Origin of the sequence: Sphingobacterium sp. 1.A.5 (genome assembly GCF_002734235.1) — a bacterium.
Taxonomy (GTDB): Bacteria; Bacteroidota; Bacteroidia; order Sphingobacteriales; family Sphingobacteriaceae; genus Sphingobacterium; species Sphingobacterium daejeonense.
In genome coordinates, this window is sequence record NZ_PEBA01000012.1 from 308,354 (window position 1) to 331,396 (window position 23,043).

General features: G+C 42.5%; 19 protein-coding genes. 3 read left to right on the plus strand and 16 right to left on the minus strand.

Annotation, left to right across the window (positions count from 1 at the left end; genetic code table 11):
- Position 1: 1 nt before the first annotated feature.
- Entirely contained in the window at positions 2 to 490 is a 489-nt protein-coding gene (locus CRT24_RS08330; RefSeq protein WP_099370780.1) for a hypothetical protein, read from the minus strand.
- 13 nt (positions 491 to 503) lie between these two features.
- Complete coding sequence (locus tag CRT24_RS08335) at positions 504 to 1,643, minus strand: zinc-dependent alcohol dehydrogenase (protein ID WP_099370781.1); 1,140 nt, start codon at positions 1,641 to 1,643, stop codon at positions 504 to 506.
- Between the two features lie 604 nt (positions 1,644 to 2,247).
- On the opposite strand from CRT24_RS08335, the gene CRT24_RS08340 reads away from it, so the two are divergent.
- Positions 2,248 to 2,469 (plus strand): hypothetical protein, encoded by a 222-nt coding sequence (locus tag CRT24_RS08340; protein ID WP_099370782.1) that lies wholly within the window; start codon positions 2,248 to 2,250, stop codon positions 2,467 to 2,469.
- A gap of 43 nt (positions 2,470 to 2,512) precedes the next feature.
- On the opposite strand, the gene CRT24_RS08345 is transcribed toward CRT24_RS08340, so the two are convergent.
- The 12 genes from CRT24_RS08345 to CRT24_RS08405 form a co-directional block, all read right to left on the minus strand.
- Positions 2,513 to 3,250, minus strand: a complete 738-nt coding sequence (locus tag CRT24_RS08345; RefSeq protein WP_099370783.1) for an SDR family oxidoreductase — start codon at positions 3,248 to 3,250, stop codon at positions 2,513 to 2,515.
- Positions 3,251 to 3,294: 44 nt separating this feature from the next.
- Positions 3,295 to 4,554, minus strand: a complete 1,260-nt coding sequence (locus CRT24_RS08350) for a hypothetical protein (RefSeq protein ID WP_180269091.1) — start codon at positions 4,552 to 4,554, stop codon at positions 3,295 to 3,297.
- On the minus strand, positions 4,484 to 5,491 hold the full coding sequence (locus tag CRT24_RS08355; protein ID WP_099370785.1) for a hypothetical protein: 1,008 nt from the start codon (positions 5,489 to 5,491) through the stop codon (positions 4,484 to 4,486). The genes CRT24_RS08350 and CRT24_RS08355 overlap by 71 nt, the downstream gene beginning before the upstream one ends.
- A gap of 126 nt (positions 5,492 to 5,617) precedes the next feature.
- Entirely contained in the window at positions 5,618 to 6,076 is a 459-nt protein-coding gene (locus CRT24_RS08360) for a PA2169 family four-helix-bundle protein (protein WP_099370786.1), read from the minus strand.
- A gap of 521 nt (positions 6,077 to 6,597) precedes the next feature.
- Positions 6,598 to 7,269, minus strand: coding sequence for a DUF3823 domain-containing protein (locus tag CRT24_RS08370; protein ID WP_144034539.1), 672 nt, complete (start codon positions 7,267 to 7,269; stop codon positions 6,598 to 6,600).
- Positions 7,270 to 7,285: 16 nt separating this feature from the next.
- A complete protein-coding gene (locus tag CRT24_RS08375) occupies positions 7,286 to 9,112 on the minus strand; it encodes a RagB/SusD family nutrient uptake outer membrane protein (RefSeq protein ID WP_099370789.1) in 1,827 nt (608 codons plus the stop codon).
- A gap of 30 nt (positions 9,113 to 9,142) precedes the next feature.
- Positions 9,143 to 12,322, minus strand: a complete 3,180-nt coding sequence (locus CRT24_RS08380) for a TonB-dependent receptor (protein ID WP_099370790.1) — start codon at positions 12,320 to 12,322, stop codon at positions 9,143 to 9,145.
- 102 nt (positions 12,323 to 12,424) lie between these two features.
- Positions 12,425 to 13,957 carry a sugar MFS transporter gene (locus tag CRT24_RS08385; RefSeq protein ID WP_099370791.1) on the minus strand — a complete coding sequence of 511 codons (1,533 nt, stop codon included), beginning with the start codon at positions 13,955 to 13,957 and terminating at the stop codon, positions 12,425 to 12,427.
- A 5-nt stretch (positions 13,958 to 13,962) separates the two neighbouring features.
- Positions 13,963 to 14,811: a sugar phosphate isomerase/epimerase gene (locus CRT24_RS08390; RefSeq protein ID WP_099370792.1), complete on the minus strand. Its 849-nt coding sequence runs from the start codon at positions 14,809 to 14,811 to the stop codon at positions 13,963 to 13,965.
- Between the two features lie 11 nt (positions 14,812 to 14,822).
- A complete protein-coding gene (locus CRT24_RS08395) occupies positions 14,823 to 15,929 on the minus strand; it encodes a Gfo/Idh/MocA family protein (RefSeq protein ID WP_099370793.1) in 1,107 nt (368 codons plus the stop codon).
- Between the two features lie 15 nt (positions 15,930 to 15,944).
- Positions 15,945 to 16,673: a ThuA domain-containing protein gene (locus CRT24_RS08400; protein ID WP_099370794.1), complete on the minus strand. Its 729-nt coding sequence runs from the start codon at positions 16,671 to 16,673 to the stop codon at positions 15,945 to 15,947.
- Between the two features lie 11 nt (positions 16,674 to 16,684).
- On the minus strand, positions 16,685 to 20,176 hold the full coding sequence (locus tag CRT24_RS08405; RefSeq protein WP_099370795.1) for a PVC-type heme-binding CxxCH protein: 3,492 nt from the start codon (positions 20,174 to 20,176) through the stop codon (positions 16,685 to 16,687).
- A 130-nt stretch (positions 20,177 to 20,306) separates the two neighbouring features.
- Between CRT24_RS08405 and CRT24_RS08410 the strand changes: the two genes are divergently transcribed.
- Complete coding sequence (locus CRT24_RS08410; RefSeq protein ID WP_099370796.1) at positions 20,307 to 21,191, plus strand: AraC family transcriptional regulator; 885 nt, start codon at positions 20,307 to 20,309, stop codon at positions 21,189 to 21,191.
- A gap of 140 nt (positions 21,192 to 21,331) precedes the next feature.
- Positions 21,332 to 21,751, plus strand: coding sequence for a nucleoside-diphosphate kinase (locus tag CRT24_RS08415; RefSeq protein WP_099370797.1), 420 nt, complete (start codon positions 21,332 to 21,334; stop codon positions 21,749 to 21,751).
- A gap of 143 nt (positions 21,752 to 21,894) precedes the next feature.
- On the opposite strand, the gene CRT24_RS21230 is transcribed toward CRT24_RS08415, so the two are convergent.
- Positions 21,895 to 22,092: a hypothetical protein gene (locus CRT24_RS21230; RefSeq protein ID WP_257214001.1), complete on the minus strand. Its 198-nt coding sequence runs from the start codon at positions 22,090 to 22,092 to the stop codon at positions 21,895 to 21,897.
- Positions 22,076 to 22,822 carry a transposase gene (locus tag CRT24_RS08420; protein ID WP_257214002.1) on the minus strand — a complete coding sequence of 249 codons (747 nt, stop codon included), beginning with the start codon at positions 22,820 to 22,822 and terminating at the stop codon, positions 22,076 to 22,078. The genes CRT24_RS21230 and CRT24_RS08420 overlap by 17 nt, the downstream gene beginning before the upstream one ends.
- Between the last annotated feature and the right edge of the window lie 221 nt (positions 22,823 to 23,043).

The window sequence follows — 23,043 nt, forward strand, 5'->3', positions numbered from 1 at the left end:
GTTACTTCCTCCTTATTAAATGGCGAATCGCTGCTACGGCCACCGAGAGAGCAGCTATGCGGATTATAGTTCCTGCCAAGAATCGTTTTTTGTCGTGCTTCCAGAGCGCCGCTGCTCCATATTCTTTCAGCAGGTTTGGGAACTTGCCATTGAGTGCCTCGTTCGCCAATTTTTCAAGCGAACCGATTCTGTCAGATGCCAAAAGGAGCAACCAGTGCCTGTACCTGGATTCGCTGAACTCAAAGGCGTACCTGCGTAGTGCACCGTTCATTCCCCAGGGGGGGCTTTCCTGCCCAAAAACGGTTGGCAGTGCGGGTCTTTCCATGGACTTTAGCACCTCCACCATTTGTATCTGCTGTTGTGGCCTTTCCCAGTGGTTCTGTTGCTTTCTTTCTGTAGCTGCTCTTTCCATCCCCTCTTTTTCTTGAGGAGAGCAGGAATCGATCCCCCATCCGGGGATCTCTCTGATTTTGTTTTGGATTCTGTGCATATCTGTGCATTTTTTAGGGTAAGAGTATGGGTTTGATGCAGCCGTCAAGCTTTGAGGAGAACATTCTGTAGGCATCTGCCGCACAATCGAGCGGCAACCTGTGGGTGATGATATCCCGGGGGGTCAGCACCTGGTTCTGAAGGTGCTCTATCAATCTTGGAAGATATTTCTTGACCGGGGTTTGTGAGGCTCTGATGGTTATCCCCTTGTTGAGCACATTGCCTATGGGAACCATGTTTGCTGTTGGCCCATAGACCCCCACAACTGATACGGAACCGCCCTTCCTCACGGAATTTATCGCCCAGTGAAGGGCAGTGGGCGCACCAGCCTGCAGGAGTAGTTTTTTGCCAGTGAGGCTCTGCAGGAAGTTACCACTTGCATCGGATCCGACCGCATCGATGCACGAATCTGGCCCAAGGCCATCGGTCATTCTTTTGAGAAAAGCCACGGGGTCTTCCATGGCCTTGAAATTATAGGTCTCGCATTGTGCATACCTGCGAACAAATTCTAGGCGATAATCCAAATGGTCGACAACGATGACCCTACCAGCCCCGAACAGCCAGCAGCACCTGGCTGCCATTATACCGATAGGGCCTGCACCAAAGACCACCACCGTGTCTCCTAAATTTATATTGGCCAATACGGCCGCGTGATAGCCTGTAGGTACCACATCGGTGAGCAAGACTGCATCCTCTGGGTGCATCCATTGGGGAATCACCGTAGGCCCCACATCAGCATAGGGGACCCTTACGTACTCGGCCTGGCCTCCTGCAAACCCTCCAGCGGTGTGAGAATAGCCAAAAATACCTCCCGCGGCCGTAGCCATGGCATTGGATTCATGGCAACATGAGTACATTTCCCTCTGGCAGAAGAAACAGGAGCCGCAAGCTATATTGAAAGGTACTAGCACCATGTCCCCCAGCTTGAGTTTCTTTACTTCGTGCCCAAGCTCTACAACCTCACCTATGAACTCATGCCCAAATGTGCTTCCGGCCCGGGTATCAGGAACGGCTCCATGATAGAGGTGCAGGTCCGATCCGCAGATACATGCAGACTTGACCTTAACAATCACATCCATCGGGTGTTCGATAATCGGTTCGGGAGCATCCTCAACCCTGACCCTCCTTGGGCCCATATATTTCATTGCTTTCATAGTGTTTCCTTAAATGAATGGTGTCCATTCGTCAACATTGGGAAATGAACCGGTAATACTGCTTTTCACCTGGTTGCATCTCGTTTACATATAGAATGCTTAAATCCACAGTTGGTTCAATTTTTTTTTTCTCTCAAGTACTTAACCGCCACTGCACGTAAGTCCCTACTGTCATAGCGGTGGTAAATACGGCTTTGACAATTTCCTTTGAACAAACTGGCTCTGGATGTGTTTTAAATACAGGTCCGATTTCCCGGGTGTAAAATAGGATACGCGGGACCTTCCGGCCCTTACAGAAGCCTAAGGCTCCATCCTGTAAGGGAATCGGTCATTAAAATCGAAAAATTAAAGATCAAATCGAATATGTTTCTATCTATATTGTTCGGAATCTTATTTATAGCCCTTGCCATTTTTGTTTTGAACAGGATCGGTAAGGGCCGCGGCAGAAAATAGGAAATGTTGAGTCTGGTGTCCCTGTCTATCCGGGTACAATGATCGGGTTGAGCGTTGCTCCGTGGAATTCCCTGGACTGGTACGTGCTTTAATAATAAAAACCCGTTTGCCTCATAAGTTCATTTATTCTTTTATTATATAAATTCATGTTATGGCGACAAAAAATGAAAATGCAAAGGTAGGGCTGAACAACGAAGGCAGGCCCGTCAAACTAAAGACCCTTACATCAGTTATTGAGAAAAAGGAAAAGAACCAGGATCTTGATGCAGAGGCGGGGGTCGATCCCCAGGTAGACCAGCTGCACACTGTTCCAGATCCGGATTCCTTTCCAAAGGAATCTCCTAGTGAAAACAAGAAGGGAAAATCTTCTTGATCAAAAACTAGCCTATTGTTGGGGACCTCACAGGAGAGGTGCCTCAAATAAATTGCCTCAAGGGCTTTATCGAAAGCGAGGTAATGTTGGCTCGCCTAGGCATATCCAATGCAAAAACTATGGTTGAAACAATATCACCAACAGTGAGCATTTCCAATTTTTGCTGCAATTCATGCTGCTCGTGCACAGGCATTTCCTGCATATCGGTCCCCACAGCCCCTGGTTGAATGAGTATGACTCGGATATTGTGGGGATTCACTTCTTTCCTGAGGGCCTCAGAGAACCCCTCAATTGCAGATTTTGTGGCAACATAACCTGAACTCCCCTTGTCCCTGGTTAGGGCGCTCATCGAGCCTATGTTTATTATATCGCCCTGTATGTTCTCATCGACCATCTTTCCTCCGATTTTTGCCGCAAAGAGCATATAGGAGTTCACGTTGGTCTTCAGGAGATATTCGATATCCCTTGCCGTGGAATCAAGTACAGAAGAAAATCCTATGCCCGCATTGTTGATCAGGACCTGGAACGGTCCGTCTTCGGACCAGAGCCTGTCAACAAAGTCCGGGAGATTCTCTGTATCTGCAAGGTCCATCTGATGAACCGTTACCATCTCCTTAAGCCCTTCATTTTCTGCCTGTTCCAACAATGCATCGATCTTTTCTCTATCCCTTCCTAGGGTGGTGACCTGGTAACCTTTCCTTGCTAGCTCCAGCACAGTCTCTTTTCCTATCCCGGCGGTCCCTCCGGTCAGGATCGCTTTTTTGTTTTCTTGTTCGTCCATGTTTTGATAATTTATTGTTTTACGTGTTTTTTAACCATTGATTCTTACATTTTTTTGACCGTTATAAGCTGCCCACCACAGGCCTTTGCGCTACTAACCCTACCAGAAAATGTCCGTGTTTTGCCATTTTCGAATCCTATGCTGTATTCGTCTTCTCCAAGTCCGTGGAATTGATACTCAAACTCACAGCTTGGCAGTCCGAGGACCTTAAGCCTGATGCTGTATTCGTTCCGCTCTAATTCCACGAAGGGATAGTTGATGAACAGGAATTGTCCCTTTCCCATCAGGTCCACCGTCAGGGAATCGAGCAAGCTGAAGGCGGCTCCCATCCCATATACCTCCTGCCCCACGGTGCCTATCGGCTGCCAACCATCACCGATATCTTCAACCGGTATCCAAGAGTCCTTGTCAAGGAACCCTGTCTTGGGTTCGCGCGAGAGCATATCTTCTGGAAGCATGGGTGGAAAATAGTATGGAATCCGGAGTGCGCTGTACCTTATGTATTCTGCCAGCAGCATCTCGAGCTCATTGCTAAATCCCTTTTCCCCGAAATGTACGGCCCTCAAGGTCCTGTGTACTGTCGAAACGCACTCCTGCTCTTCGAAAACGGCGGAATATGGCGCATCGGAAAGAGGGAATAGCGAGAAGAATGTGGGGATGTTCTTGGAATTGCCGTACTGACGATCCCAGATCGAGGTATTCCTGATCAGGTTCCCCAAGCACAGCTGCGCTTGTTCGAGGTACCTGACATCTTGGTGAACCGACCATAGCTCAACGAGTGCCTCCGCAGCGGTCGCGGTATTGTTGGATTGATAGAGCAGGTCTAGGCCGTATTTCATCAGTGCATCCGCAGCTTTGGTTGCCTCCGAGAGATACCGCTCGTCGCCCGTTAGCTTGTAAGCCCTCATCATCAACATAGCGTAAAGCCCACCTACGTCCTTCTGCCCGCCTTTTCCCGGAGCGGTCTCTTCTTTGGTAGCATGAAGGGTGTCCATGTCATAGAAAACGGGCCATTCATAATCGAATTTTGAGGCTACAAGGGTGCAGAATTCTACGGATTTGAAGAAAAGTTCACCGATACCCTCGTCCAAGTTGCCGTCCTCCAGAAGATAGGAGATCTGAAGAAGGGGGTGGTGGAGGTACCATGAGTCCATTATCCTGGGTTTTTTCTGTTCTTCGGTGGGGGTCAACTGTTGCGACTTGCTGGGCATCCACCTCTCTATGGTACCGGTCTTATCGTTGAAGAACTCTGAAATACCGGCTGACAGGGAGCTTGCTATATCCCGAGCACGCCTGGAATTCAACCTCCGAGCGTAACGGTGGAGCGATGGTAAAATGGCCATCTGGACCATCGATTCGGGGGGGGGTCGCATAATCGTTCAGGTAAGCGTTCAGGTATGAGAACTTGCCCACCCTTTGCCAGCATCCATGGTTCTTGGAAAGGGTTTCGATGCACCCTTGGGCAATGGACACGAAATTTTCCTGCCTTACTGCAGGTTTTCTTATTTTGGGGTAAATTCTTGCCAGATATGAAACGAAACGCCTGGATGCTTCCTTTTCGCATTGGACAGGACCCTTCTCCAAGATCAGGTAAAAATGGTTCACGATGTATTTCCTGCCCCTTTTGAGGTTTCCTTCAGGATTAGAGCGGATGTATAGACCGACCTCGGGCCATCGAACTCTCACACTGCCAGCCAAACTGGTCCTTGTATCCTCGGCAAACGTGGACAGCTCCCCAAGATCATGAAAAAGGAATGCTGTACCCCAAGCATCCGCCAGATCGAAGAGGCATGCTCCCGACCTGAGCTGATCCTGTTGCAGGTATACCCGTCCCGGTTTCATTGCAGAAAGAGATCCTCCCTCTAGCAGGAGAAGCTCGGGAAGGAGCTGCAATTGCCTGATACCCATGGTGGGGGTAAACCAGGTCCTGCATTCCATAGAAAATATCTCTTCATGATGGAAAGTCAGTTCGATCGAATAGTCGCCAAGGGTTCCTTTTGCCTCCACAAGTGTTCCATGGCTGCTAGAGCTGATTATGGTGCACTCGCTGATTTGGCCCATGTTGCATGCCAACCTGATAACTACGTCTCCAAAAGTCATCGAGATCGGCATCAAGATTTCTGAAGGAGTCTTTAACAGCCGGGTTCGATTTCCCAAAACATCGATCTTTGACACCTGTATATAGTTACCCGTCCTGAGGTCGGCGATGCTTGACAATGCCGAATAATGCAGGTTCTTCATTCACAATATTCTTTAGTATTTCCGGTAAATAATGTCCATTATAAATCCTCTATGTTGAGAAGGATATCCTTGAACATCGTGAAGCAGGATGAAAGGGCTATCCCATTTGCGATAAAGGTTGTCCATTCATGAGAGTCCCCTGAGTTCCTTGATGTAAATGTGCGCATTGTTCTGCTCAACCAAATGCAGGTTCAGGACGTGCACTATTTCAGGGAAAACATCGTGGCTTTCCGACAGGATATCTTGATAGGTATCCCTGAACTCCTCCTCACCTTTCTCACATAGTTCGAGTACTGCTTGTGTGGTTGACGGGGACAGTCCAGCCTTGAGATCCATCCATAGCCTGAACAGTTTGCCTGTAAAAAGAGTGTCTTTTTGAATCTCCCCATCTCCTTGCTCGAGTAGCGGCGATAGCTGGGACTTGAACTCTTCAGACTGGTCGATATAGCCCTGGAACACTCCCTGCAGGGAGTTGGACTGCCCATCATCTATGAGTTCCATTGCCTTTGTGTATCCGGCTATCCGGTCATTGTTTATCTGTATCGCTCTTAGGAGGATATCCGATTGTTCTCTAGAATTTGACATATTATTTTTCAGGAGAACATCTGACCATGCAAATCAGTTCATAAGACGTAAAATAACCGTAAAAATACGTACATTGTCGGACAATACCTGTCCAGCAAAAGTATGTTCGGGTATTTGTACGCAATTTCTATCAAAAGGGAACTAAAAAGATGGTCAAGGGGTCATCTGAGCAAATAGATTATCTAACATCACCCTATGGGTACCAAAAAAATAAAGTCATGAAAGCATCACTCACGATTATGGCAATTGCAGCGCTACTCTGTTCGTCATGCAGCAACGGGCCGACCGAGAAAGCAGATAGCAACCCAGGAGACACAATGAGGGCCAGCCCCCAAGAATACCATACCCCCGGGGCGAAGAACCCAGCAGATTCTTCCGGGAACGCGGACAGCTTGATGGAAGTAGTACCTTAGTTCATCATAAATTTTAGTTTAAAGTCGAAAAGCTGCTTCACAGCAGCTTTTCTAAACCATATAAACACTTAAACCAGATAAGTTATTTTAGAAGGTCCTAAATATCACTTACCTGATTTTTATAACCTCTGAATAAATTGCCTGATCGGCAGCAGTAGCACGCACCCCTATCCTTGCAAACAATGCGGTAGCTGTTTTGGCTGTTGCATTGTCACTCAAGTCCTCTGAAACATTTATTAAACTGCCGGCAGCGGTGTCATAATCTTTACGGTAAAAGTTAGAAACGTCGTCCACAAAAGCAGTCTTACTAACCAAAATAGTGTAAAAAGACATGTTAGCAGTAGCAACATTTTTCACAATTGAGAAGCTTCCTGACAATTTATTGTCGCCAGAAAGGCTCAACTTCGTGTTCTCTACCAAGTAATAAGGATTAACCTCATAGTTCACTTCTGTATTTCCGCTTAGATTGATGTCCAACGTATCAGTTGCATTGAGCCAAGGCCCGTTGTTATTTCGTCCAACAAGTTTATATTGACCATCAAAAATCTTGACCTTAAAAGTACCGTCTTGACCGACATATACCGGAACCTCTCCATTCAATTGAAATCCAGGCTGAAACAGCTTGAGTTGAACCGCCTCACCGGTACCCTTAACATTCAACGGAACCCCTTTGAAGGTCACCTTCCCAGTAATCACTGATTGGGGCTCATCATAATTATCCTTTCCACAACCTTGAATAAACAAAGCTGTCGCGATCATCGCATATAGTAATCTTTTCATCTTCTTTGTTTTAAAATTATTGAAATGGATTCCTAACAATCTTAGGATTGTTATCAATCCAAGCCTGATCAATGAAATTATAATAATGTTTCATCTGGAAGAATCGCGGGTTAGGTGAATTGTTGAATAACTGCTTGTCAAAAACCCATTTCCCGTGATTGGCAGTGCCAGGTGCTACAACTTTATATGGAAACAGAGCATAATGCATAGCTTTTGGATTCTGATTAGAACCGTTCCAAATCTTGTCCGCAAGTCTAAAACGTTTCAAATCCCAATATCTATGGTTCTCAAAGGCAAATTCAACCCTACGTTCCTGAACAATATCATTGATCGTCATCGAGGTCAACGGTGGTAAACCGGCACGTGCTCTGACTTGATTGATATAAGTTAATCCTTTAGCCGTATTGCCCAACTCAAATGCAGCTTCTGAAGCAATCAAAACAGCTTCTGCAAATCTAAATCTAGGGTACCAAAGGTCACTGTTACGACCACGCGTAGAAGCCAATGGAGTTTCATCTAAAAATTTCCTGAAAAAGAAACCAGTCTTATTGACATATTGAACGTTGGAAGTGATAGGTCCATTTTCAGATGTAATAAGTCCGTTTGCATCAGTAGATCCTAAATCACCAGTCTTATTCACATAAACACCATTCTGCAACACTTTTTGACCTGCTTGAAGTACTACAGTTTCACCTTTAAAATCCGCACCCGGCAAAATAACAGTCCCTGCTAAACGAGGATCCTTATCTTTGAACAAATCCAAAGGTGAATTATAGAAAATATAATTGCCAGAAGCATCTTTAGTCTTTAATTCTCCATTCCTTGAATTTATATATTCAAAATCCTCCACCAAGTTTAAGATAGGACCAGCATAAGCTCTATCTATATCTTCAGCATGAGAAGCCGGGATATTGACTCTCGTAAAGCCAACAGTTAACCCCGGATAAATATAATCCTTAGCCCAAATTACTTCCGTATTATTCTCTTTGATATTAATTGCTTCATAGAAGTTCCGGCTCAGGTCCTCAGGCTTTTTCAACATAAGGTTATATTTACCACTGTTGATAACTTGCTCAGAAGCATCCAAAGCCAATTGATAATATTTTGGTGCTTCAGAAGCCGGAATTCCAACTTCACCACCTGAAGTACGAATCGGACTAGTCATCTTATTGTTGTAATTAGCAATAGAACCTGCATAAATTGCGGCCCTTGCCTTTAACATTAATGCTGCCCATTTATTCGCGCGTGCTGCCTTTGTAGCCGGCACATCAGTCATATTACCCACAATGGCATCCACTTCAGAGATCACATAATCGTAGATCCCTGCTTCTGTAGAGCGTGGGTATTGCAAAGCTGTAATATCCATACCTGGGACATAATCAAACACCTCATCGCCAACGATCGGCATACCGCCAAGACCTTTGGCCATATTGAAGTATATCCAGGCCCTTAAGAATCTCGCCTCAGCCTCATATCCAGCACGTTTATCCTCAGCAATAGTCGAACTAGCCCGTAAGCCAGCCAAAAACTGGTTGATATTACGTATCAATGTATAGTCATAAACTCGCCATTGGGTATCAGAATAAGTTTGGATATTATCAGGACCACCATCCGATTTGCCAGCCTCATCAAGTATGGTAAAAGTGTAGGAATCATCAGTACTCTGACCCCACTGAACTCTGCCATAATAATTGGCAAGCACTGACTTGATCATAATCTCGTCGGTATAAACTTGTTGTTCCGTTAAAATCTGATCCGGATTCTGATCTAAAATCTTATTACAACTCGCAGAAAACAAAGCAAGGAGAATAAGCGCTTTATATTTGTTTGAAAATCTTTTCATTACTAATCAATTTTAGGTTGTAAATTCAATTTATAGAGTCAAATTGATCCCAAAGTTCATGATCCTGGTGGTTGGATAGACCAAGCCATTCGTCGCATTGATCTCAGGATCTAATCCCTTTAAATTCGAGAATGTCAACAAGTTCTGACCAGAAAAATAAACCCTGATACGCTTCATATTGATCTTGTTGGTCAACCCTTCTGGAAGTGAATAACCAAACTCAAGATTTCTTAACTTGATGTAACGTACAGTAGTCTTCCAAAAATCACTGTTCCAATAGTTACTGTGATTCGAGTTACCGATCAGTAACATCGGATATTTACCCGGGATTAGTTCGCTGTTGGCATCATAAATATCTGATAATCGCCAGGTATCCTCCATATAATGCTGTGCATTGTTACCTCCATCATGGAAAGGATTTCTTTGCTCCCACTCCATGAAATAGGTGTTCAATGCACTGCCCGATAAGTCAAATGCTAAATCAAAATTGCGCCATGAAAAACCAAAGTTCAGACCATAGTTGAAAATAGGTGTAGAATCTTGACGGTAACCAATCGGACGCTCATCTAGGCCGTTGATAACTCCATCTCCATTTTGATCCACATATTTTATGTCTCCCGGACGCAATGTCTTGTTTCCTTGGCGGTCGTTGTCAACCTGCCAGTTAGCAATCTCCTCCCAGCTCTGGAACTGACCGTCGGACTCTAAACCCCAATTGATATAACCATAACGCTCATGGATAGAATTACGGTAAACATTCCATGAATTGCTGAAACGTGGCTTATATTGATTCCAATCAAAGAAACGTGAATAAGTGGCATTGGCTCCAATACTATAGTTCAAATCACCTACACGGTCTGCCCATTTAATCATCGCATCCATACCCGTGATAACGTCTGAATTTAAGTTCTCGCTAGGCAAGGAAAAACCAACTTCTGATGGAAGCAGAATATCATACCTTGAAGCCGGCAAACCTGTTCTGATACGGCGGAAGTAATCTACAGTACCTGATAATTTTGAATCCAATAATGCAAAGTCAATACCTATGTCCAACATTTTGGCTTTGATCCAAGATAAAGTAGTTACCGGCAATCCCCTGGGCTGTGACCCCAAAACATATTTACCGTCAATGACAGAACCTCCTGTTTTGTAGTTGAACCCTGGCATATATCCAAAAGCACTGTATCCAGAAACCTCATCATCACCTAACAAACCATATGATGCCCTGATCTTGAAATCATTAACAACGCTCAGACCACTGTTTTGCCAGAAATTCTCTGCTGAAGCTCTCCATCCAACAGATCCTGCAGGGAAAAATCCCCATCTATGGCCCGGAGGAAATTTCCATGAACCATCATATCTTCCTGATAATTCAACCAAATATTTCCCTTCAAAATCATAATTAAGACGTGCTGTGTAACCTATTCTACCTTGGGTATTGTTTCCCTCGTCATTATAGGTATCCATGGTCTGATAATCTATTAATTTCAATGAATTTGAAGTAGGAATAGAGTGAACCCACGTCGTTGGAGTATTTCGTTGTATTGTTTCGAATCCTCCCAAAATATTAATATTGTGACCATCTATAGCTTTGGTATAGTTCAATTGAATGTTTGAGGTTAACTCTTCTACATAACCCATCCTGCGTTCCCTCCAAGGGTTATTGTTCTCAAAAATTACTGGATAAGTATCTGTGGGTTCATCATAACCATATAATTTATAGGTAAATTCATGGTTGTCCAATTTTTGAGCTGCATAATAGTATCCAACCAAAGCTTTTGCTTTCAACCCATCAAATAGATCGTACTCAGCATTGGCATTCAATTGTGCTACTCGCCAAGTATCGGTGTATTTACCAGAGAGATCATAGTTCAACCACGCGAAGTTCGTTCCAGGGTCAGTTGATGTTCTGGTAGGGTAGAGTGGATTGTCGTTTGCAAAAGGTCTTTTTGTAGGCAGGTTACGGTATGTACCGAAAACTGGCAGCCAGTAATCGTCTCCACCGGGCACCCCAGGATTGGTCCTGTTCTCATAACGACCGTTCATGGAGGCCCCAACCTTAAGCTTTTGGGTTATCTGGGACTCAACGTTCATCTGAATATTGGTACGCTTGAACCCTCCATAATTAACGATGATCGCATCTTGGTTCAAGTGACCGACACTGAAATAATAATTGATGTTCTCGGAACCACCTGATGTATTTGCAGAAATATACTGTTGTGGTGATGTCTCCCAGATATAATCGTACCAGTCAAATGGAACATACCCCTTTTCGGTACCTTGGCGCCATTTCTCCAAATCCTCTCTGCTATACGTCAATGACTTGCCTTGAACAGTTTCTGATTGAATATAATTTTCAATGTAGGTTACTGCATTTGCTGGCTTGGCAAAAGTTGAAAGATTTTGAAAACCGTAGTTACCAACAATATTGATAGTGTTGCCTGAATTTCGCTTACCTTTTTTGGTAGTAACAACGATTACACCATTCGCTGCGCGAACACCATAGATAGCCGCAGAAGCATCCTTCAGAACAGCAATGGTTTCGATATCATTGAAATCCAGGTTATTGAATTGTCCGGCATCTTTCTGCACACCGTCAATGACATATAAAGGATTTCCCATGTTCCGAATCTGAAGGGCAGTGCTTGCTCCCGGACGTCCATCGGTCTGGCGAGAGTTGATTCCCGGAATCTTACCAACTAAGGCTCCTGAGGTAGTTGAAGCTACTGAACGACTGATGTCATCAGCCCCAAGCGTAGAAATCGCAGAGGTCAATGACTCTTTCTTTTGGGTCATACCAAAACCTGTTACTACAACCTCTGTGATAGCCTCCGGATTGTTGTTAATCAGAACAACAGAAATATCAGTGTCGCTAGGCTTCACTTCTACTTCTTTTGTGGCATATCCTTGATAGGTAACAACTAAAATGGGACTCGTTTGTCCTGTGAGATTGATGGAAAAATTTCCATTGATGTCCGTAGAAGCTCCAATATTGGTCCCTTTAACGAAAATTGAAGCTCCTCCTAATACATCGCCAGAATCAGACGTAACTGTTCCGGTTAATGTTCGACCCTGAGAAAAAACCTGATTAATAAAAATCAAATTTAATATTAATAGAATCGCAATTGATGATTTCACCTTCCCAAATGAAATCCAATTTTTAAAACTATACTGGTTAGTATATAAGTTTATCATTGGTGATAAGTTCATATTGATTACTTTAGGTTAAATAAATCCTGAGTGCTTTTGAGAAGCACCTTGAACTTGAATATTTTTTGTTGTTCTATTTCTCCTTGAAAATAGAACCTTGGTTTATGAGTTGGTTGAAATGTCTACTGGTTTATAGCCTCCTTTCCTTTTGAAATAAATAAGTAATATCAAATAGAACACAAACAATCCTGCCGGCAACAACGAAACTGTTGAAAGGGCAGATTTCTTAGCCTCATTTTCAACTTGCTGAACAACCCCCTTAACTTGGTCATCCTCGCCAGCTAACCTAACATGGTCGATAGATTGGTATTCTCCAAAAATGCTCTTCTTATCTAAAGTCATTAATTCTCCTTGATAGTGGGTATTGTTGGTTTGGTCGTACGCCCGAAGTCCTTGGTCTATGTTTCCATCTTGTATAAATCCTAGGAACACTGCTCCAATTATCCCAACACCTAGTTGACCTACTGCACTTGTGATATTAAGTGCCAAAGCACCTCCACCCGGAAATTGCTCCGATACAACACCTAACATAGTACCCCATAAATAGGTCTTCCCAAGGGCATATAGCAATGAAGCCAACAGAACATATGCTCCAGTAGTTACTGACAGTAACTGTAATCCAACTGCAGCAATCAGACAGCTAAACGTAAGAATGACCAATGGTGAAAAGATCTTTGTCACAGCGCCTGAATACATCCTCAGTACGGTCATTATAATTGCTGAAAAGACCAATACCCAACCGCCTTGGAATCCCAATTTCTTCATCTCGGGAGTCATCAAGTCCGTGATCCAACTGTCAGTTCCCAATTCCATCGTAGCCAATGGAACCATAGCCAACAACAATAAAAAGAACAGACCCTTGCCCCAAGAACGAACGTAATAAGCAAAGACTCCTACCGATAACACAATCAAAATGATCTTTAAGGTCAAGCCAATAGAAAACAAGTTACCGATCTCAAAGACACAGAGACTGATAATTACCAATGCTCCCAATACCCCTACTTCCTTGAGCATATCGATATATTTCACACCTGCTTTAACGCGTTCATTGACCGGAAAATGAACATTGGCAATCAGCAAACCGTAAACAATTACAGGCAATAAAATAAAGCAAACTATAATCTTCCAATCTGTCTGAATAGATATTAAGCCTATCCCCAATAAACCTGCAATTGCTATACCCATCGGCCAACCTGCATGCAGGATATTCAACCATTTTGTTTTGTCTTTGGGGTACAGACTTGCAACAACAGGATTTACAACAGCCTCCGCAGCACCATTTCCCAACGCGAACAAAAAAGTCCCCAAATACAACATCCAATATCCATTGGCAAAAATGGTAATACCAACAGAAAGGACGTGACAGATGAAAGCAAAGATCATGGACTTCTTATATCCAATGGAATCAATGATCAAGCTGAAAAACACAATACTTAAGGCAAATGGCCAAAAACTAACCCCAAAAATCTCCCCTTGCTGGGTTTTACTCAAGTCAAACTTTACCGCCCAATCGGCCATCAAAAAGGAACGGAAAACAAAACCAAATGCAGAAGCTACCAATACGATAAAACAGCCCCAAAACAACTTATTCCTAGCACCAACGCTAATAGTCTCAATATCTTTTTGTTCTGCCATTGCAATTAAGATTTAAATTGTTGATAATAAAACTCGAAACACTCTTGTGCTAAAATATCTGCACTCTCTGCCAATGGTCTCCAAATGCTTGCAGCACGCGCCAGCTCTTTTGAAGGTGAACCAAATGTCTCCAAAACAATAGCACCTTGGTAATTCACTTCTGCCAAAGCAACCTTGATTTTGTCCCAACTTAAATGCCCTGTTCCTGGAGTCCCTCGGTCATTTTCATTGCCTTGAATATGTACGATCAAATCACCATATTTCAGAATTTCCTCCTCAATATGCTTTTCCTCTATATTAGCATGAAAAGTATCCAGCAATAACCGTAGGTTTTTGTCGTCAATTTCTCCGATCAGGTCTGCAGCTTGATCCAAAGTATTGATCATGTCAGTTTCAAATCGATTCAAGGGCTCCAAGGCAAGTGTAATTCCTTTACTCTTCGCATAGGCTGTGGCTTCAGCTAAATTCTCTAGACACCACATCCGTTCTTCATACTTCTGATCATCAGAGACCAAACGGGTCTTGCCAACAGCAGAATATAATGGGCCACCAAAAATGGGACTCTCAAAATCATGAGCAATATCAACGCAGTCCTTGATGTATTGCAATCCTATTTTACGATATTCTGGATTGTCACTCGAAATATCTCGCTGAGCACCAAAAGCACCACTCACACTCAGCTTAATATCCAATTCTCGACTGTACTTTTTTATCTGCCCAAAATCAATCAGCGACTTGTCCTCTACCGCAACCTCAAATAGATCATAGCCTATTTCTTTAGCCTTTAGGATGATATCCCTGTTTTCCGTAGAAAACGGGGATACCCATACAAAGGAACTTATTCCAATATCCATAGCTCCAGACCTTAGAAAGTTGGGATCTCTACTCGAATACCACCTTTCATTGCAGACTCATGCGCGCATATACCAGCAAGTGTATAGTTTGCCGCAACCTCAGCATCAACCGCTGAATCGCGACCCTCAACAATAGCAGCAACAAATTCTTGAACCAGGTGAGGATGTGAACCGCCATGACCTGCTCCCTGTAAGAATGAAACATGGTTTGGATCATCTATCTTTTCACGCTTTGTAAAAGACGCGATCTCTGGAATCAACAAATCATCTGTATCAGGAACATCAATCCTAGAAGCATTCTCGCCACCGTCAAAAATGACGTGTTCCTCATCCTGCAATTGCTCCCACTCAAAAGACATCTTCGTACCATAAACATCATAGCTCTCGCGGTATTGACGAACAACATCAAACAATGAACGTGTTGCTTCAGCAACGACATCCGAATTCTTTAATTTGAAAGTCGCGGTCTCCACAGCAAAAGGTGAGTTATATCTTTTCGCCAAATCTTCACTCAACCTACCAGATCCATGGCAAACAACAGATTCTGCCAATGTATTATTGATCCTTAACAAAGGTGAAATTGCATGCGTACCATTCAACATTGGTGGATAACCTTTCCAGTACTCCGCCCATCCTTCCATACTCATGTCTTGGATATGCGACCCCCTTACAAATTGAATCCTACCTAATTGACCACTCTCTGCCAATTTAAGACCATATAGAAATTCTCTCGTATACAATGCGGTTTCCATCATCATATACACCTTGTTAGCTTTACGTTTCGCCTCCACGATAGCCTTACAATCCTCAACTGTCATCGCCATAGGGATAGTACAGGCAGTATGTTTATTGGCATTCAATGAAGCTAAGGTCATTTTTGCATGTTCGGGAACCGGAGTGACAACGTGGATAGCATCCACATCCTCACGCTTAACAACCTCCTCAAAGTCCGTGAAAATTAGGTCATCGCTTAAATTGAACTTTTCCTTCAATTCTAGCAAGGTCTCCGGATTTCTTGTACAAATACCCACCGCCTCAATGTTTGGGTGCTGCTGATAGATCGGTATAAATTCCTTACCAAATCCCATTCCTACAATTACAACTGTGATCTTCTTCATAATATATTTTAAGGTTTAAAGTTTTAATGCCCAATTGACAGAATTAATTAAAATGGCCTTGTAGTCCTTGTTCAGGTGACTATGCTGGTCATGACCTTGCGTGATACCTACTAACCTAGACTTTGGATGGTTAACAGTAAAAACCGCAGGATAAACCTTGCCCGTTTCCAAAGACTCACCGATTACCAAAACATCTATACCTTTGCCAGCAGGATCAGGTTCGTGACGGTACAGCTCATCCTGAAAATTGAACTGTGGACTTACATTTTTTGTAATAGCATGCCCATTGTTCACGACCAAGTTTTTAAATTCTTGAACCTTCTCATGACTCTTACTGCCACCACCCACATATTCAAAATTGTATTTCGGCCAATCATTCCAATTATACCATACCGCAGCATGCATCATGATCATAGGTTTTCCCTTTTGAATGAACTTCTCTATAGCCACCTTTGAAGGTGCGGCGATTTCTTGATTGTTAACCAAAACCAACAAATCTGTGCTCTTTAAATAATGAGCAATAGAATCCGTATTCTCAGTATATTGAACGTCCAAGTGATCAAAGGAATCCAAAAATTTGGCGTCTTCATTTTTGTACCAACGTTGATAATCGTGAGATGAACCCCCGCCAACCATCAAAACTTTCTTTGGCTTACCTGACTTTACTACGGCTTGTGCGAATAGTTCTGAACTAAACAACATCAGGATCATTCCTGCAACAATTACTAAATAGGTATTTCTCATATTCTAGATATTTATTTATTGACAACTTTCATTATTCCGTTCATCCCACGCCAATGCCCTGGGAATGTGCAGACATATGGATAATCTCCAGCTTCTTTCGGCGCTTTGAATTTTAAGGTGAAACTCTCACCTGGGTTTACCAAATTCGTGTGAAATAAAACATTCGGATTATCAGGTACATACGATTTTTCCATCGCATTGTTAAGCTTCAGCATCTCGTCAGCAGCTTTCCCTACAGACTCCAAGCTATTAGGCTTAATAATCAGTAGATTGTGCATCATAGCATCTGTATTTTCAAACACCAAAGTCACATCGGTGCCAGCGGTAACTGCAATGGTGCGCTTATCATATTGCATCAGATCCTTCACAGCTTTGATAACAATGGTAGAGGTTGGCTTAACATTTTCCTCAGAAGTACCCATGTCCATGCCAGCATGCCTATGAACATGGGTAGTAGGTTTTAGATTTACGATTAACTCATTTATATTTCCTGTGAATTCCGAACCTTGACCATAAGTATGCAATTCAAACGGTGCCTCAAAATCTTGACCCGAACGAAGGTAGAAGTTCAAAGGATTCGCAAAAATGGATATCCCTTTATTTGAAGCAACTAATTTTGAATTGACATACAGAGACATTCCGTTTTCTTTGGTTAATTCTGCCCTGATTACGCTGTTGTCTGGAATAACGCCCGGACTCGACACAATTTCTTTCCTGCCAGAAGCATTGATCTGCCAGTAAACCTTGTTGTTCTCTGTATATAGAGCAAACCCTTCCTTCGAATCACCCTGTCCCAAGATCAAACCGTTAAATGGTTTTCCCTCTGTCTTCTGTAATTGAACCTGGACAATGATATCCTTATTTTTAATATCAGGTGAAAATTGCATCCTTCTTCGGCGATCGATCTTATAGGTCTCTTGAATTAAATGATGGGAAAGGGTCGTTAAATATGGTGTAGACATATCATGAAAACCATTTTTCCTAAATAGCTCCTCATTGGTCTGTACCGCAGCGAACAATGCAGGAGATAGCCATCTGTCATTTTGGTTTACTGTATCCTTTAACGAGGAAACCAATATTTCATAAACTCCATCAATTGGTTTACTCTCCGCGATCTTTACAAATGCAGCTAAACGAGTGTTTAGATTTTCATCTTTGAAAATATTAGACTTAGCAATTTCTTTGATGGTATTGTTGTCCAATTCCAGTGCTTGAACGGCAGCCTTCCTTACGCCTGCAGATGGATGATTTAATGCTTGCATCACAGCATCCAACACATTCTTATCTTTTAGTAATCCCAAACCTTTTGCTGTCCAAATAGCATGGATAGCTGCTGGATTCAGACCAATCTCGTCTTTACTATCGTCGTTGATTAATTTGATCAGATCACCTCTGACATCAGTTTTCTGACGCTCAACTAATAAGCGTTGCGCATGCATACGCCAAAATTTATTCTTGCTCTTTAATGCTTTAATCAGCTCTTTTGGATCATCTTTAGATAATTTATAAGATTCATTATGTTTTGCATCTTTATAAACAACTCGATATACCCTACCGAATTTCTTGTCCCTTAAATCGCTTTCAAAGGCATTCCCTTGTCCATGAGGTTGCTCAACAAATGGAAGTACCTTCTCAGATGGGGCTTGTGCAGGAACAAAGACATTATGCTGGATTATGAAGTTATACCAATCCAGAACCCATACGGCACCATCCGGACCTACCTCAGCTGCCAATGGACCAAACCATTCATCCGAACTCGCCAATAAATTCCAACCATCACTTTCTTTGAATCCAGCGCCCTCAGGATCAATGATCGCATTGTGAACTAAACGAACTGTAGGTTCCGTTACAAAAGCAATCCTATTCCAATAGGATTTTGGAAATTCACGTGCTGTATACATCTGATGGCCAGCAGCAGAAGTAAAACCTCCAACAACATCAACCTGTCTTAAATTAGGTGTAAGAGCGTGGACATCATAATGACCATCAATCTTCTGCACAGCATTCACAAGGGAACCAGGCTTACTTTCAAAAACTCTCCTCTGCAAGAAACGCTCAGGCAAAGAGTAAAAAGCACTATGTGTATTGTTGGCAGTAGAAATAAAGACATTGTTATCTTCACTTATTCCCAAACCCCAGGTATTATTGCTCGTTGTAGCCAAGTACTCAAAACCTGAACCATCAGTATTGAACCGATAAACTCCCTGACCAAACTTATGGGGAACTCCTTTGATCTCTCCGTCAAATCCTGCATATCCCGTCACGCCCCAGATCTTGTTGTCAAAACCATATTGTAAGTTCGATGGACCGGCATGTGTGTCATGCTTGCTCCAACCCGTCATGAAAACCTCCCTAACATCAGCCTTATCATCTCCGTTGGTATCCTTTAAGAACAAGAAATCTGGAGCCATAGCGACCAGAACACCATCATTCATAATAGTCAAACTTGTCCCAATATTCAAGCTGTCAGCAAAAACAGTAAATTTATCAGCGACCCCATCGCCATCTGTATCTTCGCAAATCTTGATTTTATCATTACCCTTTCCACCATCAGCAAAACTATTCGGATAATCTACCGATTCAATCACCCATAGCCTTCCCCTGTGGTCCCAACTCATCGCAATGGGATTAACAATATTGGGCTCCGAAGCAAACAATTTAAGTTCAAAGTCTACAGGCTTCTGAATCAATTTCATCGACTCTGAGCTCTCTAATGGATCTTGCATTTTAGGAACACCATATCGCGCTGTGAAATCTGCAATAGTATCTGCATAAATGCTCACATTCGGAATCTTTAGCTCATCAACCAAATTCTTGACTTTCGGCCCCAAGGTCCACCAGATACCTTCTGAAAGAACCCTTAAGAAACTCAAATTTTTCCAGGTAGCATCTTTGCCCCCAATTGCCGAATAAAAGAACCGGCCACGACCAACTTCATCTGCCCACATATAAGATTGATTTCCTTTGCCATTATTGGAAACTGCCAATTCATATTTAGCCTCTTTATTATTCTTAAATTGATATAATTCGTCTACTACCTTTAAATCAGGATACTTGTTACCGATCACCACCGAAGAATCAGCAAATGTTACATTCGCAGCACCCTCACCTTTGTTTTCATAACCACCTTTGACCAAATCTTGATACCATTGTTCTTTGGTAAATGAATTGGCCGACGTGTTCATGGAAACCAGGCCATGGCCATCCTCTAGATAGTCCTCTAAGGCAGAACTCTGCTCAGGATCAAGCTCTTGTTCATTAACTAATAAGACAACACCGTCATATTTATTTAAATATTCGGTATTCATATCTTCTAAATTGGTAGTATAAGTTAAATTTACGCCAGTTTTGAACAGCTCTACTGCTAACCAAGTGGCATAGTTGGAGGAACTCTCATGTCCGGTCCCAAAAAATAAAACCTCAGCTCTCCGTGGCTGTTCTTTTGAACATGAGTAAATAAAAATAAGTGCAAATAAGAGTATCCGTGAGAAATAACTTTTCATTTGGTTTAGGAATTTGATTATAATTGTTAAACCAAATATAAAGCTTATTATACCATAAATAAGGTTGTATATTATCAAATACTAGATGAATTATATCATTATTTGTTAACCTTATTATAGACAAAGAGTTATGACAGTAAGACACGTTATATCCAAACCGCTTATTCCAACGAGCAAGTGTTTTGTTATTAAAAAAAATATAGAACCCTACTTCGACCCCACCTTGCACAGCCACGCTGAATTTCAGCTCTCCTATGTCATGAAAGGATCCGGAAACAGATTTGTCGGAAACAGCTTGAATCCGTTCAGTGATGGTGACATGGTATTGATAGGGCCCCATTTGCCCCATGTCTGGAAAAGCCACGATTCCTATTTTCAGCATAGAATACCGAATGCAACAACGGTCATAGTTATATATTTCAACAAGGAAATCTTGGGGGAAAGTGTCTACCTGAAGCAGGAGTTCCAAAAAATCAAGATCCTATTTGACATGAGCAACCAGGGTCTGCACATCGTTGGAAAGACCAGAGATGAGGTTGGAAGCATGCTCGAAAAACTTCTTGTAACAGATGGAGTGGACAGTGTGATATTGTTTCTGAAAATATTGGATAAAATCGCGAATTCTTCAGACTTGCATTTCCTGAATGACTTGGAAGCGATCGCCTTTAAAGAGTCGGAAGCAAACAGGATCCATGAGGTCTACGACTATGTCATGAAAAACTTCAATTCCAAAATTAGGCTCGAGGAAGTAGCTGATATCGCCAACATGACGCAAACCTCCTTTAGCAGGTATTTCAAAACCAGGATGAACACCTCTTTTTCAGACTTTGTTAAGGAAGTACGGATAAGTTTTGCGTGCAAAAGGCTGGAAGATGAATCCCACTCAATAGAATCGATCAGCTATGAGAGCGGATTCCCCTCGCTCACAAACTTCAACAAACAATTCAAACAGATTACAGGCAAAACCCCAAAAGAATACCGCGAAGAATACTTTAGAATCCTAAACACCAAATAACCGGTCCCTGCGTTGGTTGAGCGGAGTCGAAACCAGGAGCCGAAGGGTGGTTCCTGAGCGGAGTCGAAGGACAATTTTCTCATATCTCATATCTCACATCTCAAATCTATTCCCTACCTTTGCAAAAATTTAAGAGTAAAATGGCTACAAACAGAACATTCACAATGATTAAGCCAGATGCGGTTGCAAATGGTCACACTGGTGCTATCTTGAACGACATTATCGCTGGCGGTTTCAAAATCGTTGCTATGAAGTACATTCAATTGAGCGAAGTAAATGCTGGAAACTTCTACGCAGTACACAAAGAACGCCCTTTCTATGGTGATTTAGTAAAATTCATGACTTCAGGTCCTATCGTAGCTGCTATCTTGGAAAAAGAAAACGCAGTAGAAGACTTCCGTACTTTGATCGGTGCTACTGACCCTTCAAAAGCTGAAGAAGGAACTATCCGTAACAAATACGCAAAATCTATCGATGCTAACGCAATCCATGGATCAGACTCTGACGAAAACGCAGATATCGAAGGAAACTTCTTCTTCTCGCAATTCGAAAGATTCTAACAAATAATATTCTATAAAAATAAAAGCCTGCCTAAATTCTTAGATTCTGTGTTAATATACAAGTCAATTTTATCTTTTTTTTGTAATTTCGGGTTTTAGGCGGTCTATTGCCAGCCTGTTTAGGGTAGCCGTTTTTGGCCGCCCTAATTTGTATCTACTTTTTCGTTCTGATACTTTTGGAGATGGTATTGTGGATCATACCGCTGTTCGTTTTTATAAATTATAAACATCAGCTCTAGAAGTTTCCTTTGCACAGCTACTGCTGCTTTCATTTTGATGCCATTTCTTGAAACAAGCCTTGTAAATGTATTAGAATAATGTTCATCATGCCTTATGGCCATAGCTTACCAGTTGCTTTTTATTTCGGATCATCTCAAATCCATTCGTTTCTGCCAATACTGTTACTGCTGTCAGCAGTCCAATTCCAGGGATTGTGGTCAGGTTATCTGTTTGTTTTTTGAGTAAGGAACTCTCCTTAACAATGAGCTTTAACTCGGTCATTATTTCCTTTTCCTGTCTTTGCAGTACTGCTATGCGTTCCTTTATCCGTCCTATAGAGTTTTCATTGGGTTCTGCCTCTGCCTGTTCTGCATGTAGCTGGTTCTTGACAGCAGTACGTTCCTGTACCAATTGGTCTCTCTCCCGGGTCAGCTGCTTCAAACGCTTATAGGTGGGGTCTGGCTTGCGCCACAACTCCAGGTTGCGCTCCAGGCCAAATAAGGTGATAGCTTCCGAGCAGGTACTATCCGTTATCGTCTTGATCTCTAAGGTACGGAAATAGTTGCTGATCTTGTTTGGCAGGACAATACTGATATTGCACCCCTTGCTTTCCAGAAAATAGGCTAGCTTTTCGTGATAAACGCCTGTAGCCTCCATGACAAAATGAAGAGGACTATCCTCACAGGTATGGGTTTGTACCCATTCGTAAAGCTTTATCAAACCTTTATCCGAGTTTCGGAAATTACCATATTGGCACAGCTTTTTATCCAGATTGGAAAAGATCTTGCCAAAGCATACGACCAGTTCCTTACTACCGACGTCAATGCCAACGACCTGCTTGAGTGTTTTCATGTTAATTTTTTGATGTGAAACTGAAAAATCAATAGTGAAACTTCCCTTGGACTTGTCTCCTGATGGATATTCAAGCTGGACTGTAATTCCGCCTTACATTCTGTTCTGTCTTAGGAAGCGAAAAAGAGGAAGGCCATCTCTAAAAATCAGTATGCTAAAAAAGCTACTAAGACAGCCCTAGGCTCTCCCTCTTTTCACTAAATACAGCAAATCTATAAAAC

Bases quoted from the DNA above. Each gene is read 5' to 3' on its own strand.
- CRT24_RS08335 (WP_099370781.1), bottom strand. From the start codon at position 1,643: ATGAAAGCAATGAAATATATGGGCCCAAGGAGGGTCAGGGTTGAGGAT.
- CRT24_RS08375 (WP_099370789.1), bottom strand. From the start codon at position 9,112: ATGAAAAGATTTTCAAACAAATATAAAGCGCTTATTCTCCTTGCTTTG.
- CRT24_RS08420 (WP_257214002.1), bottom strand. From the start codon at position 22,822: ATGAAAACACTCAAGCAGGTCGTTGGCATTGACGTCGGTAGTAAGGAA.
- CRT24_RS08405 (WP_099370795.1), bottom strand. From the start codon at position 20,176: ATGAAAAGTTATTTCTCACGGATACTCTTATTTGCACTTATTTTTATT.
- CRT24_RS08380 (WP_099370790.1), bottom strand. From the start codon at position 12,322: ATGAACTTATCACCAATGATAAACTTATATACTAACCAGTATAGTTTT.
- CRT24_RS08345 (WP_099370783.1), bottom strand. From the start codon at position 3,250: ATGGACGAACAAGAAAACAAAAAAGCGATCCTGACCGGAGGGACCGCC.
- CRT24_RS08400 (WP_099370794.1), bottom strand. From the start codon at position 16,673: ATGAGAAATACCTATTTAGTAATTGTTGCAGGAATGATCCTGATGTTG.
- CRT24_RS08355 (WP_099370785.1), bottom strand. From the start codon at position 5,491: ATGAAGAACCTGCATTATTCGGCATTGTCAAGCATCGCCGACCTCAGG.
- CRT24_RS08385 (WP_099370791.1), bottom strand. From the start codon at position 13,957: ATGGCAGAACAAAAAGATATTGAGACTATTAGCGTTGGTGCTAGGAAT.
- CRT24_RS08340 (WP_099370782.1), top strand. From the start codon at position 2,248: ATGGCGACAAAAAATGAAAATGCAAAGGTAGGGCTGAACAACGAAGGC.
- CRT24_RS21230 (WP_257214001.1), bottom strand. From the start codon at position 22,092: ATGGCCATAAGGCATGATGAACATTATTCTAATACATTTACAAGGCTT.
- CRT24_RS08330 (WP_099370780.1), bottom strand. From the start codon at position 490: ATGCACAGAATCCAAAACAAAATCAGAGAGATCCCCGGATGGGGGATC.
- CRT24_RS08410 (WP_099370796.1), top strand. From the start codon at position 20,307: ATGACAGTAAGACACGTTATATCCAAACCGCTTATTCCAACGAGCAAG.
- CRT24_RS08360 (WP_099370786.1), bottom strand. From the start codon at position 6,076: ATGTCAAATTCTAGAGAACAATCGGATATCCTCCTAAGAGCGATACAG.
- CRT24_RS08390 (WP_099370792.1), bottom strand. From the start codon at position 14,811: ATGGATATTGGAATAAGTTCCTTTGTATGGGTATCCCCGTTTTCTACG.
- CRT24_RS08370 (WP_144034539.1), bottom strand. From the start codon at position 7,269: ATGAAAAGATTACTATATGCGATGATCGCGACAGCTTTGTTTATTCAA.
- CRT24_RS08395 (WP_099370793.1), bottom strand. From the start codon at position 15,929: ATGAAGAAGATCACAGTTGTAATTGTAGGAATGGGATTTGGTAAGGAA.
- CRT24_RS08415 (WP_099370797.1), top strand. From the start codon at position 21,332: ATGGCTACAAACAGAACATTCACAATGATTAAGCCAGATGCGGTTGCA.